Annotated in this window: 12 protein-coding genes; 8 read left to right on the forward strand and 4 right to left on the reverse strand. The window is 71.1% G+C overall.

Translation table 11 applies throughout. From position 1 onward, the window contains the following. Window positions 1-129: 129 nt before the first annotated feature. The 4 genes from AB0389_RS08505 to AB0389_RS08520 all read left to right on the forward strand — a co-directional run bounded on the left by AB0389_RS08505 (window position 130) and on the right by AB0389_RS08520 (window position 3,497). On the forward strand, window positions 130-663 hold the full coding sequence (locus AB0389_RS08505; RefSeq protein ID WP_366394557.1) for a SigE family RNA polymerase sigma factor: 534 nt from the start codon (window positions 130-132) through the stop codon (window positions 661-663). Next, on the forward strand, window positions 656-1,558 hold the full coding sequence (locus AB0389_RS08510; protein WP_366394558.1) for a hypothetical protein: 903 nt from the start codon (window positions 656-658) through the stop codon (window positions 1,556-1,558). The genes AB0389_RS08505 and AB0389_RS08510 overlap by 8 nt, the downstream gene beginning before the upstream one ends. A 100-nt stretch (window positions 1,559-1,658) precedes the next feature. Then, complete coding sequence (locus AB0389_RS08515; protein WP_366394559.1) at window positions 1,659-2,447, forward strand: hypothetical protein; 789 nt, start codon at window positions 1,659-1,661, stop codon at window positions 2,445-2,447. 93 nt (window positions 2,448-2,540) lie between these two features. Continuing rightward, window positions 2,541-3,497, forward strand: a complete 957-nt coding sequence (locus AB0389_RS08520; RefSeq protein ID WP_366394560.1) for an intradiol ring-cleavage dioxygenase — start codon at window positions 2,541-2,543, stop codon at window positions 3,495-3,497. Window positions 3,498-3,575: 78 nt separating this feature from the next. Here AB0389_RS08520 and metG read toward each other — a convergent pair whose 3' ends face one another. Further along, the gene (gene metG / locus AB0389_RS08525; protein WP_366394561.1) at window positions 3,576-5,291 is read right to left on the reverse strand and encodes a methionine--tRNA ligase; all 1,716 of its coding nucleotides are present in this window, start codon (window positions 5,289-5,291) and stop codon (window positions 3,576-3,578) included. 302 nt (window positions 5,292-5,593) lie between these two features. Between metG and AB0389_RS08530 the strand changes: the two genes are divergently transcribed. Both AB0389_RS08530 and AB0389_RS08535 read left to right on the forward strand, forming a co-directional pair. After that, window positions 5,594-6,247, forward strand: a complete 654-nt coding sequence (locus AB0389_RS08530; protein WP_366394562.1) for a response regulator transcription factor — start codon at window positions 5,594-5,596, stop codon at window positions 6,245-6,247. A gap of 212 nt (window positions 6,248-6,459) precedes the next feature. After that, a complete protein-coding gene (locus AB0389_RS08535; protein ID WP_366394728.1) occupies window positions 6,460-7,671 on the forward strand; it encodes a HAMP domain-containing sensor histidine kinase in 1,212 nt (403 codons plus the stop codon). Window positions 7,672-7,726: 55 nt separating this feature from the next. On the opposite strand, the gene AB0389_RS08540 is transcribed toward AB0389_RS08535, so the two are convergent. After that, window positions 7,727-9,220, reverse strand: a complete 1,494-nt coding sequence (locus AB0389_RS08540) for a VWA domain-containing protein (RefSeq protein ID WP_366394563.1) — start codon at window positions 9,218-9,220, stop codon at window positions 7,727-7,729. A gap of 202 nt (window positions 9,221-9,422) precedes the next feature. Between AB0389_RS08540 and AB0389_RS08545 the strand changes: the two genes are divergently transcribed. Further along, complete coding sequence (locus AB0389_RS08545) at window positions 9,423-9,830, forward strand: RNA-binding S4 domain-containing protein (RefSeq protein WP_366394564.1); 408 nt, start codon at window positions 9,423-9,425, stop codon at window positions 9,828-9,830. Window positions 9,831-9,851: 21 nt separating this feature from the next. On the opposite strand, the gene AB0389_RS08550 is transcribed toward AB0389_RS08545, so the two are convergent. After that, window positions 9,852-10,559, reverse strand: coding sequence for an FMN reductase (locus AB0389_RS08550; protein ID WP_366394729.1), 708 nt, complete (start codon window positions 10,557-10,559; stop codon window positions 9,852-9,854). Window positions 10,560-10,564: 5 nt separating this feature from the next. Beyond that, on the reverse strand, window positions 10,565-11,686 hold the full coding sequence (locus AB0389_RS08555; protein WP_366394565.1) for an LLM class flavin-dependent oxidoreductase: 1,122 nt from the start codon (window positions 11,684-11,686) through the stop codon (window positions 10,565-10,567). 254 nt (window positions 11,687-11,940) lie between these two features. Between AB0389_RS08555 and AB0389_RS08560 the strand changes: the two genes are divergently transcribed. Continuing rightward, entirely contained in the window at window positions 11,941-13,056 is a 1,116-nt protein-coding gene (locus AB0389_RS08560) for an alpha/beta hydrolase-fold protein (RefSeq protein WP_366394566.1), read from the forward strand. Window positions 13,057-13,071: the final 15 nt, after the last annotated feature.

The following is a 13,071-nucleotide window of genomic DNA, read 5'->3' on the forward strand; positions in this document are numbered from 1 at the left end:
ATCCTCGGCCGACCGCGTATGAGGTCCATGACCACCTTGTGAATACTTTTTCGAGCCAAGGCAACCCGATCGACGGCCCACCGCGTTCGACAGGCGTGGCAAACCGAACAGAATGGCGAGGGCAGGACCATGGATCCGGGCGACGGCGACTTCGAGGCATTCGTCGCCGCCCGCGGGCCGCGGCTCCTGCGGGTCGCGTGGCTGCTGACCGGCGACGCGCATCTCGCGGAGGACCTGCTCCAGAGCACCCTCGCGAAGGTGTGGCCGAAATGGTCGCGGATAGCGGGCGGCCGGCCCGAGGCGTACGTCCGCAAGGCGCTCGTCCATCAGCACGCCTCCTGGTGGCGGCGGCGCTGGCGCGGGGAGCTGCCGTACGGCGAACTCCCGGACGCGGTCGGTGCGGTGGACGCGTACGAGCATGTGGATCTGGAGCAGACGCTGGCGTCGGCTGTGCGCTCCCTGCCGGTACGGCAGCGGGCCGTCGTCGTGCTGCGGTACTTCGAGGACCTGAGCGTCGAGGACACCGCGGCGGCGCTCGGCTGCACCACCGGCACCGTCAAGAGCCAGTCGTCCCGGGCGCTGCGCTCCCTGCGGGCCCTGCTGCCCGCGTCGGTGAATACGCCGGTGGACACGCCGGTGGACGGCGGTGACCGCCATGGGTGACCCGGGTCAGGAGCAGGGTCAGGAGCAGGAACAGGAGCAGGAGCTGCGCATCCTGCTGGAGCGTGCCGTCCCCCGGCTGCCCACCCCCGAGGGCCGGCTCGACGACGTACGGCAGCGGGTCGTACGGACCCGGCGCAGGCGCCGCCGTACGGCGGGGGCCGCCGCGGTCACCGTGACCGGGCTGGTGGTGGCGGGCGTACTCCTGCCCGGCCTGCTGCCCGGCGGCGAGCGGCCGGCGCTGCCCGCGTCCCCCGCTCCGTCCATCACCGCCCCGTCCATCACCGCCCCGTCCGTCACCGCACCCCCGGCCCCCGCCCCCAGCCTGTCCGCCACCACAGATCCCGGCGAGGGCCTGCGCACCCGCTTCCCGCAGCTCGGCGCGTTGAGCCTGCGCCTGCTCCCGGGCTGGCAGGCGCCGACCGTACGGACCGGCACCCCGGCCACACCGTCGGGGCCCGGCTACCTCGCGAACCAGCCGCTCGCCCCGTACGACCCGGACTGTTCCGACCGGGACTCGCTCGGCTGCCGGCCGCTGCGGACGCTGCTGCCCAGCGGCGCGTTGGCGAGGATCACCGCTCCGGTCAACGCCACGGACCAGGCACGGCTTGCCCCGGCGAACTCGCTCTCGTCGTTCTGTCAGGCGGTCGGCGCCGCCAAGGAGTACATCGGCGCGTTCGGCGGTCCCGCGCCCGTCGGCAACGGAGCGGCCTCCGGCGCGGACGCCGCCTTCACCGTCACCCTCTGCCTGGGCAGCGACTCGCCGGGGATCGTCGAGGACGTCCATACGATGATCTCCAGCGCAGACTTCGGGACAGAAGCTACAGAAGCCCCAGAAGACCCCACATCGCCCACACCTTCCCTCGGCACCGCCGACGCCACTGGCGACCGCCCGTAACCCCCCATCGCTTCGGAAACGCGAAACGAAAGGCCCGTACATGTCTGCGCGCTCTGTTCATGCTGCCCGAAACATCCGTAAAGGCACCAGAATGGCCGCCATGCTGCTGGCGACCGGTCTGCTGCTGACCGGCTGCGGGGTCGCGGGAGGGAACGCGGAGACCGCCGACAAGGCGGGATCCGTGCCGGGCGACCGCGCCTCCACCAGCAGCAACACCGGCAACACCGGCACCGGCAATGACACCGTCAGTGTCGATACCGAAGCCCAGAAAGCCCAGGAAACCCAGGAAGTCATCCCGCAGGACATCCCCGGCCTGGGCCGGAGCACCCGCGCCGAGATCCCCTCCGAGACCACCCAGGCCGTCGTCGTGACCGGCACCGACGAGGACTCCAGCGATTCGTCCCTCCAGGTCTACGAACGCGATCCGGTCGCCGGCTGGACCCCCGTCACCGACCCCTGGCCCGCGCACAACGCCAAGCGCGGCTGGACCGAGGACCACAGCCAGGGCGATCTGCGCTCGCCCATCGGGGTGTTCACGCTCACCGACGCCGGCGGCCTCTTCGACGACCCCGGTACGAAGCTCACGTACGACCAGGGCCCCGCCTTCACCGCGTCCGGCGACGGGTTCGACGGAGAGCCGCTCGAAGGGTCCTTCGACTACGTCGTCGCCATCAACTACAACCGCGTGCCCGGCACCACCCCCCTCGACTGGACCCGGCCGCTCGGCATGGAGAAGGGCGGCGGCATCTGGATCCACGTCGACCACGACGGTCCCACCCAGGCGTGCGTCTCCATCCACCGCGACCGGATGCGGGAGCTGCTGCTCCTGCTGGACCCGGAGAAGCGGCCCGTGGTGGTGATGGGGGACGCGGAGTCCCTGTCCCGCTGAATCGGCCGCCGAGCAGGCCGACCGCCCGCGCGAACGGCAGTTCACAGGCCCTACCTATGTGGCTGCCAGCTTGGCCCCCTAGCGTCCCATCGCATGACAGAGACCCAACCCCCCAAACATAAAAAAGACTTGACGCGCCGCCGGGTGATCGTCGCCGGCAGCGCGGCCGTCGCCGCCACCGGCATCGGTGCCGTCGCCGTCACCACCGCCTCGGCCGGCGAGGAGACGGCCGCACAGCGCTCCGCCGCGGCGAAGGCGGGCGGCGCCAAGGCGACCACCAAGGCCACCGAGGAGTGCTACACCCTCACCTCGCAGACCACCGAGGGCCCGTACTACATCGACGCCGACAAGATCCGGAAGGACATCACCGAGGACAAGGAGGGCATCCCCTTCACCCTCCGCCTCAAGGTGATCGACTCCGAGAGCTGCGCGCCGGTCAAGGCCGCGGCCATCGACATCTGGCACTGCGACGCGACCGGCATCTACTCCGGTTACGAGGCCGTCGGCTCCGGTGGCGGCGGCGCCCCCGGCGGCGGCACCCCGCCCACCGACGCCCCCACCGGCGAACCGACCGGCGAGCCCCCGACCGACGGTGGCGGGCCCGGCGGTGGCGGCGGTGGCGGCCACGAGGAGCCCACCGACGACGAGCGCTATCTGCGCGGCACGCAGCTCACGGACAAGAAGGGCTACGTCGAGTTCACGTCCCTCTTCCCGGGCTGGTACCAGGGCCGCGCCGTGCACATCCACGTCAAGGTGCACGTCGACGGCAAGCTGACCGACGCCGGCTACGAGGGCGGCCACACCTGCCACACCGGCCAGTTCTTCTTCGAGGAAGCGGCCGTACTCGACACGGAGAGCGTCGAGCCGTACGCCACCAACACGGCCGTCCGTACGACCCTCACCCAGGACACCATCTACGACCAGAGCGGTGTCACGGGCGGCCTGCTGAAGCTCACGTACAAGAAGAAGAACGACATCGCGCGCGGCGTCGTCGGCACCATCACCGTCGGCGTGGACCCGGACGAGACCAACGACGGCACGAGCCTCTGACCAAGTAACGAAAAGCGAGGGGCCCGGGAAGCAGTTCGACCTGCTTCCCGGGCCCCTTCGTGCGTTACGGGCCCGCCGTTACGCGTCCGCGCCGCCGAAGCGCTCCTTGTACGCCGCCAGGTCATCGTCCGTGATCTTCGCGAAGAGCACCGGCGGTACGGTGAACGGCGTCCCGGCCGGGACCGCGTCCAGCGCCTTCGTCTCCTCGGCGCTCACCCACACCGCCGTGTCGCCCTCCAGCGCGAACGCCGCGCGCATCGCCGCCGCCGAGGCCGGAATGAACGGCTCGGAGACCACCGCGTACAGGTGGATGAGGTTCATCGCCGTACGGAGGGTCAGCGCCGCGCCCTCCTCATCGGTCTTGATCTCCAGCCAGGGGGCCTTCTCCTCCAGATACGAGTTGCCCGCCGACCACAGCGCGCGCAGCGCCGCCGCCGCCTTGCGGAACTGGAGCGCCTCCATGTGGCCCTCGTACTCCGCGAGCAGCTCCGCCGTCTGCTCGCCGAGCCGCGCCTCCGCCTCGCCCGCCGCCCGGCCCGCCGGTACGTCGTCGCCGAAGCGCTTGCGCGAGAAGGACAGCACGCGGTTGACGAAGTTGCCGAGGGTGTCGGCGAGGTCCTTGTTGACCGTCGCCGTGAAGTGCTCCCAGGAGAAGGACGTGTCGTCCGACTCGGGCGCGTTCGCGATCAGGAAGTAGCGCCAGTAGTCGGCGGGCAGCAGCTCCAGCGCGGCATCGGTGAAGACGCCCCGCTTCTGCGAGGTGGAGAACTTGCCGCCGTAGTAGTTCAGCCAGTTGAAGGCCTTGACGTAGTCGACCTTCTTCCACGGCTCGCGCGTGCCGAGCTGGGTGGCCGGGAACATCACCGTGTGGAACGGGACGTTGTCCTTCGCCATGAACTCGGTGTAGCGGACGGTCGCGTCGGCCTCGTACCACCACGACTTCCAGTCGCGGTTCGCCGGGTCCTGGTCCGCCCACTCCTTTGTCGCGCCGATGTACTCGATCGGGGCGTCGAACCAGACGTAGAAGACCTTGCCCTCGGCCGCCAGCTCCGGCCAGGTGTCGGCCGGGACCGGCACGCCCCAGTCCAGGTCGCGGGTGATCGCGCGGTCGTGCAGGCCCTCGGTCAGCCACTTGCGGGCGATGGAGGACGCCAGCTGCGGCCACTCCTCGCCGGTCGCGTCGATCCACGCCTCGACCTCGCCCGCCAGCTTCGACTGGAGGAGGAAGAGATGCTTCGTCTCGCGGACCTCCAGCTCGCTGCTGCCGCTGATCGCGGAGCGCGCGTCGATCAGGTCCGTCGGGTCCAGCACGCGCGTGCAGTTCTCGCACTGGTCGCCGCGCGCCTTGTCGTAGCCGCAGTGCGGGCAGGTGCCGACGATGTAGCGGTCGGGCAGGAAGCGGTCGTCGGCGACCGAGAAGACCTGCCGGATGGCGCGCTCCTCGATGAACCCGTTCTCGTGCAGCTTGCGCGCGAAGTGCTGGGTGATCTCGCGGTTCTCGTCGGACGAGCTGCGGCCGAAGTAGTCGAACGCCAGCTGGAAGCCGTCGTAGATCGCCTTCTGCGCGTCGTGCTGCTCCGCGCAGAACGCCTCGACCGGCACCCCCGCCTCCTTCGCGGCGAGCTCGGCGGGCGTGCCGTGCTCGTCGGTGGCGCAGATGTAGAGGACGTCGTGACCGCGCTGGCGGAGGTACCGGGAGTACACATCCGCCGGGAGCATGGACCCCACCATGTTGCCCAGGTGCTTGATCCCGTTGATGTACGGAAGGGCGCTGGTGATGAGGTGTCGAGCCATTGCAGGCTGCTCCCAAGTCGCTACATGGAGTGATTATTTGGTCTACGGAACGTCAATATCGTATCCGACCGCCACGACACGAGTCGCCCGTGTTTAGGGGGGTGGTGCATGCGGAGAGCTTTGGGAAACAGCCATTGCGGTAGACATGCCCGTCCTGGGACGAGAAGGGCATCATGTACGAGGCTGGGCAGCGGGCGGCGGGGCATGGAACACCAACGGGACACGGAACACCAACGGGACGGGGAACAGCGACAGCGCACGGGCCGGGTACCGGGAACGCCACAGGGGCAGGGGACGACACCATGCGAGTACTGGTCGCCGAGGACGAAGAGGTTCTCGCCGAGCTGGTGGCCACCGGGCTGCGCCGGGCGGGGTTCGCCGTCGACACCGTCTACAGCGGGGACGCCGCCCTCGCCTATCTCGGGCTGCACGACTACGACGTCGTCGTCCTCGACCGCGACCTCCCGCGCGTGCACGGCGACGACGTCGCGCGCAAACTCGTCGCCGAGTCGTCCCGTACCCGCATTCTGATGCTCACCGCGTCCACCTCCATGGAGGACCGCGTCGAAGGGCTCGACCTCGGCGCCGACGACTACATGGGCAAGCCCTTCGACTTCCCCGAGCTGGTCTCGCGCGTGCGCGCCCTGCGCCGGCGCAGCGCCAGGCCCGTACCGCCGCAGCTGGAGCGGCTGGGCGTACGGCTGGACTCCGTACGGCGGCTGGCCTGGCGGGACGGGGTGGAGCTGGACCTCTCGCCCAAGGAGTTCTCCGTACTCCAGATCCTGCTGGAGGCCGACGGCGCGCCCGTCTCCACCGAGGAGCTGCTGGAGCGCGCGTGGGACGCGCACGCGGACCCGTTCACGGGCGCGGTGCGGGTGTGCCTGAGCAAGCTGCGGTCGAAGCTCGGCGAGCCGGGGCTGATCCGTACGGTGCAGGGCGCGGGGTACGCGCTGTGACGTCCGCGGATACGACGTCCGTGGATACGGGGGTGGCCACCGCGGCGGATGCGGAAGCCGGGACGGGCACGGGCACGGGCACGGGCGCCGCGGCCGGCGCCGGGACGGGCACGGGCGCCGCGGCCGGCGCCGGGACCAACACCTGGGCCGGGACCGGGACCCGCGCCGTCACGCGCCTCGCGCTGCGCCGGGTGCGCCGCTGCCGGGAGCGGCTGTGGCGCGCGCGCCCCGTGGCCTCGCTCGCGCCCGGCGCCCTCGTGCGCAGCACCACCATCCGTACGCGCATAGCGCTGGTCTACGGTGGCGCCTTCCTCGTCCTCGGCGGCTGTCTGCTCGCCGTCGTCAACCTGCTGTCCAGCGCCGCCACGCAGAGCGAGGCCCAGCAGATCGCCGGCCGCGTGACCACCCCGCAGGTGGCCCCCTCGCCGCCCGCCAGCTCCATCAGCGGGCTGATCACCGAGCGGCAGGTCGAGCCCGTCACCGCCTACGAACTGACCGACACCGTCTCGAACGTCGCCTCCAACGAGCTGCTGTACTGGTCGCTCGTCGCCCTGCTCGTCATGTCCGCGTGCGCGGTCGCGGTCGGCTGGTGGACGGCCGGCCGGGTGCTGCGCCCGGTGCACGCCATAACGGCGACGGCGCGCAAGCTCTCCGAACGCAATCTCCACGAGCGCATCGGCGCGAGCGGCCCCGACGACGAGCTGAAGGAGCTGGGCGACACGCTGGACGCGCTGCTGGCGCGGCTCCAGCGGGCGTTCGACAGCCAGCGCCGGTTCATCGCCAACGCCTCGCACGAGCTGCGTACCCCGCTGGCGACCCAGCGCACCGCGATCCAGGTCGGGCTCGACGAGTCCTGCACACCGGACGAGCTGGCCCGTACGAAGCAGACGCTGCTCGACAACAACCGGCGCAGCGAGCAGCTCATCGAGGGGCTGCTGGTCCTGGCGCGCAGCGAGCGCGGGGTCGAGGACCAGGAACTGGTCGATCTGGGCGAGGCGGTGGCGGAGGAGACCGCGCGCTGCCGCCGGGACGTCTCGCTGATGATGTCGCTGTCCGTGAAGGACGCGGCCGTGGTCCGCGGAAACCGGCTGCTGCTCGGGCAGTTGGTGGGAAACCTGCTGGCCAACGCGGTGCGGTACAACGTCACTGACGGTACGGGAACGGTCCACGTCGCCGTCGTCGACAACGTCGTCGTCGTCAGGAACACCGGGCCCGAGGTCGCGGCGGCGGACATACCGGCGCTCTTCGAGCCGTTCCGGCGGGGCGAGGGGCGCGACCGGATGGGCCGGGGGGCCGGGCTCGGGCTCTCCATCGTGCGCTCGATCGCGAAGGCGCACGGCGGACGGGTCACGGCGGAGCCGAACGCTTCCGGCGGCGGACTGGCCGTCACACTGACGCTGCCGCCGGCCCGGGTCGAGGAGTGACGACGGGGGCGGGCGGCAGCGTCAGGGGGTTGCGGCGGGCTCGTACGGCAGCGGGTCAGCTCGCGTCTTCGACGTCCGCGGGCTGCCAGGCCGCGAGCACGTCGCGGTAGAAGGTGGCGTCGGGCAGGTCGCGGGGCGCGGGCCCGGCGTGCGAGAAGCCGACGTTCCCGGCGGCCGTGTCGGCGCCGAGCTTGCGGGCGAAGTCGAAGTCCTTGGCGTCCTCGGCGCCGAAGGCGACCAGCTGCCAGAACAGCGGCAGCCGCGCGGCCTCGGCGAACGCCTGCTTGGCGAGGCGGATGGCGCTGGGCGCGCCGTCCGTCTGGAAGATCACCAGCGCGGGCCCGGTGGCGCCGGACTTCTCGTGCAGCTCGACGACCTCCTCGACGGCACGGTGGTAGTTCGTCCGGCCCATACGGCCGTAGGAGGCGTGGAGTTCGTCCAGCTTCCCCTCGTACGCGTCGGTGTCGAGGCCGAGTTCGCCGGTTCCGTCGATGTCCGTCGAGAAGAAGACGACGGAGACGGCCGCGTTCTCGTCCAGGTGCGCGGCGAGCGCGAGGGCGCGCTCGCCGAGGTGCTGGACGCTGCCGTCCTGGTAGAAGGGCCGCATGGAGAGGGACCGGTCGATGACGAGGTAGACGGCTGCCCGCTGCCCGCCCAGCCCGGCCTTCTTGAGCGCGGCACCGGCGGCCTTGTACTGCTCGACCAGGCCGGGAGCCCGGGACTTGACGCGCGCGAGCGTGAGCGCGGGACGCGCGGCGGCGGTCTCGGCGGCGGTTTCGGCGGCGGGCTCAACTACAGGGGTGGGCTCGGGCTCGACTACGGGGGCGGTCTCGGGCTCGGGGGCGCTCGCGGCCACCGGCTCGGGCTCGACGACGGGCTCGGGGGCCACGACCTCGGCCACGACCTCGGCCACGGGCTCGGGTTCCGGTACGACGACGGGCTCGGGCTCGACGACCGGCTCGGCCACGACGACCGGCTCGGGCGCGGGAGCGACGACCTCAGCCACGGGCTCCGGCTCGGGCTCGGGCTTCGGCTCGGGCTTCACCTCGGCCTTGGGCTCCGGCTCCGGCTTCGCCACCGGCTCGGGCTCCGCCGTCACCTGCGCGGGTACGGATACGGATACGGCGGGCGCGGGCGTGGGCGTAGGCGCGGGCGCGGGAGTGGCGGCGGCCGGCTCCTCGACCGTACGCGTACGGGACGCCTGCGCCGGTACGGTGCGCTCCGACTCGGACGGGCGGGCCTTGTCGAACGCCTCGGCGACCAGGTCGGCCGCGGCGGGGGCGTGCACAGCGACGCCGGAGACAGAGGAGGAGGAGGACGTGGCGGAAACCGAGGCCGAGGCCGAAGCTGAAGCCGACGTTGTGGCCGACGTTGTGGCCGACGACTTCTCCTCGGACGACTTCTCCTCGGACGCCTTCTTCTCCTCAGCCTTCTCCGACACCGGCTCCGTACCGTCGGCCTGCGCCGGTACGGAGGCTGTCGCCGACTCGCCGCGCTCCTCCGCACGGTCGCGCCCGAACACCTTGCGCAGCATGCTCCGAATGCCCATGGGCGAGCCCTTCCAGATGAGTTGGGTGGGGTGTCCGCCGCCCGGGAACACGCGCATCCCTGGCCAGGGCGGATACGTAAGGTTAGCGGCCCCTGCAAGGGATCTCCGGCAGGGGCGGCGCCCGTGTGCGTGGACGGTACCGCCTCGGCGGCGCCCGCGCAGCCCTTGTCCACGAGCGGTCGTCCCCGTTTACCCTCGGGGTATGGCTTCCGAGGCAGCTGCTGAGTTCCCGGGCGCGGGCGAGGGTTCCGCCCGTGTCGACACGTGGATCTGGTCCGTTCGGCTCACCAAGACCCGCTCCCAGGCCGCGTCGGCCTGCCGCGCGGGCCATGTGCGTGTCAACGGCGACCGCGTCAAACCGGCGTACGCGCTGAAGGCGGGCGACGAGGTCCGGGTACGGCACGAGGGCCGGGACAGGGTCGTGGTGGTCTCCCGGATCGTACGGAAGCGGGTGGGCGCGCCGGTCGCCGTCAACTGCTACGTCGACAACAGCCCTCCGCCCCCGCCGCGCGAGCTGACCACCCCGATCGCCCTGCGCGACCGGGGTACGGGCCGCCCCACCAAGCGCGACCGCAGGACCCTGGACCGTCTCCACGGCCAGGGCCACTGACCACAGCGTCAGGCCGCGCGCCTACGGTTCCGGGTGCGGCGCCCGTACTTCTCCCGTGTCTCCGACCGAGTCGAGCCCCGTGGACCAGCCGTTCGCCAGCAGCTGCTCGAAGGGCACCACCTCGTCCAGCTCCCCGGCATTCCCGGCAGCCGCAGCAGCCGCCGCGGCCTTCTCGGCCGCCGGCCGCGCCGCGCCGCTCAGCAGCCGGGCGAACTCCCCGCCCGCCCGGCCGATACGGACCGACAGCTCGCCCGTGGCCCAGTCGTCGGTGGCCGCGAAGACGCCCGTCGGCGCGGTCAGGGCGTGCAGGTACGAGAAGAGCGGGCGCAGGGCGTGTTCCACCACGAGGGAGTGGCGCGCGGTGCCCCCGGTCGCGCCGAGCAGTACGGCCTTGCCGGTCAGCGCGTCCGGATCGACCACGTCGAAGAAGGACTTGAACAGCCCGCTGTACGACGCCGCGAAGACCGGTGTCACCACGATCAGTCCGTCCGCCTCCGTCACCGCGTCCAGCGCCTCGGCAAGCGCGGGCGACGGGAAGCCGGTGATCAGGGTGTTCGCGAGATCGACGGCCAGCTCGCGGAGTTCCACGACCGTGACCTCCGTCTTGTGGTCGCCGGCGGCCAGCTCGCGGGTGACCGCCTCCGTCAGCCGATCGCCCAGCAGCCTGGTCGAGGACGGCCTGCTCAGGCCCGCCACCACCGTGACGATCTTCAACGTCTCCGTGCTCATAGCGCTCATGACTCCTTCTGCGTCGTCATCCCGTTCGTTGCCGCCCCGTTCGATGACATCCTGGCCGCCGCCACCGCCGGGTGCACCGGCCCCTCCGGTACGCCCGCGGGCCGCAGCGCCGCGAACTCCTTGCGCAGTACGGGGACGACCTCCTCGCCCAGCAGGTCGAGCTGCTCCAGGACGGTCTTCAGGGGCAGCCCCGCGTGGTCCATCAGGAACAGCTGGCGCTGGTAGTCGCCGAAGGAGTCGCGGAACGCGAGCGTCTTCTCGATGACCTGCTGCGGGCTGCCCACGGTCAGCGGCGTCTGGTCGGTGAAGTCCTCCAGCGAGGGCCCGTGGCCGTACACCGGCGCGTTGTCGAAGTACGGGCGGAACTCCCGTACCGCGTCCTGCGAGTTCTTCCGCATGAACGCCTGGCCGCCGAGGCCGACGATCGCCTGCTCCGGGGTGCCGTGCCCGTAGTGCGCGTACCGCTTCCGGTAGAGGCGGATGAGCTGCTGGAAGTGCTCCTTCGGCCAGAAGATGTTGTTCGCGAAGAAGCCGTCCCCGTAGTACGCGGCCTGTTCGGCGATCTCCGGCGAGCGGATCGAGCCGTGCCAGACGAACGGCGGGGTGCCGTCCAGCGGGCGCGGTGTCGCGGTGAAGCCCTGGAGCGGCGTACGGAACTGGCCCTCCCAGTCGACGACGTCCTCCCGCCAGAGCTTGTGCAGCAGCGCGTACTTCTCGATGGCCAGCGGGATGCCCTTGCGGATGTCCTCGCCGAACCACGGGTAGACCGGGCCGGTGTTCCCGCGTCCCATCATCAGGTCGACGCGCCCGTCCGCGAGGTGCTGGAGCATCGCGAAGTCCTCGGCGATCTTCACCGGGTCGTTGGTGGTGATGAGCGTCGTGGAGGTGGAGAGGATCAGCCGCTCGGTGGTGGCCGCGATGTGGCCGAGCATCGTGGTGGGCGACGACGGGACGAAGGGCGGGTTGTGGTGCTCGCCGGTCGCGAAGACGTCGAGGCCCACCTCCTCGGCCTTGCGCGCGATGGTGACCATCGCCTTGATCCGCTCGTGCTCGGTCGGCGTACGTCCGGTGGTCGGGTCGGTCGTGACATCACCGACGGTGAAGATCCCGAACTGCATCGCGCTCACACCTCTCGCTCTCGCGCTCACGCGCCGTGTATCAGGCGCATTAGTTGAAAATTCAACTGAAGCTTACAACGGCGACCCGCGCCACGCTATTCCCACCCCCGCGCACGCCCCCGTGCACACCCCGTGCACACCACTCCTCCAGCCGGTTTAAATAGATTTGTACGACTGGATCGGAACCTCTGCCTCCGCTCCACCCCTCCCGATGGGTGAGCCATACCGATCAGGGAGGACGAGGAGAACGTGCGATGACACCCACCCGGCGCGAAGGCGGTATCCACCGGTCACGAGGCCACCGCCGCGCGGCGCGCGCGAAGGGGTGGATCTTCGGTACGACCCTGCTGATCCTGCTCGGCCTGGGCGCCTGGCCGGTCCTGGACCACTTCGGCGTCTTCACGGACAACGGCGACCCGATCAGCTTCGCGCGCGGCAGCAACTCGGACCCCTCACCCGGCACCGGGACAGGCACCGGCACCGCGCGCTCCCCCGTCCTCATGCCCACCGGCCCCGCCGCGTCCTTCTCCGTCGCCGCCACCGTCCCCGAGGACGGCTCCAAGATCGCCGTCACCACCCTCAAGGGCCGCAGATCCGGCTTCACCGGCCGGGTCTGGGTCTGGGCCCCGCCGCAGTACAACGAACCGAAGTACGCGAAGAGCGGCTTCCCCGTACTGATCGCGCTGCCGGGCGGCGCCGGCTATCCGGTCAACTACTGGATGGGGACGGACCTCAAGCTGGAGGCGAGCATCGCCGCCTGGTCCAAGGAGGGCAAGAGCCTGCCGTTCATCCTCGCCATGCCGGTCCTGAACCCGCACCCCGACACCGGCGGGCTGTACTGGGACGCCAGCGACATCCCCGGCCAGCCGAAGATGGGCACCTGGCTGACCGAGGACGTGCCCGACCTCATCAAGGCCAACTTCCGCACCATCAGGTCCCGGGCCGGCTGGGGCATCATGGGCTCCTCCACCGGCGGGTTCGCCGCCCTGAAGTCCGTCCTCCAGAAGCCGACCCGCTTCGAGGCCGCCATCGCCTCGGGACCCGACATCAGGCCGGACTCCCGGCTCTGGGCCGGTCACGCGGCGCAGAAACGCGCGAACGATCCAACGCTGCTCGCGCCCGAGCTGATCCGGGCCGGCGGCCCCGACGTCTACCTCGCCTTCCAGGTCGGCACGGTCGGCTCGGACGCCGAGGACCGGCCGAAGGTCGAGGACTTCGTCCGTACGTATACGAAAGGGCCGGTGCGGACCAAGCTCAGCGTGATCCAGGGCGGCGGCCACAACGCCCGTACGTACGTACCGAACATGGCGGCCGGCGGGCTCATCCAGTGGATCAGCGCACACATGCGGGGCCCGGTCCCGTCGACCTGACCCCGCATGCCGCCC

This window comes from Streptomyces sp. NPDC093109, assembly GCF_040701725.1.
Lineage (GTDB): Bacteria > Actinomycetota > Actinomycetes > Streptomycetales > Streptomycetaceae > Streptomyces.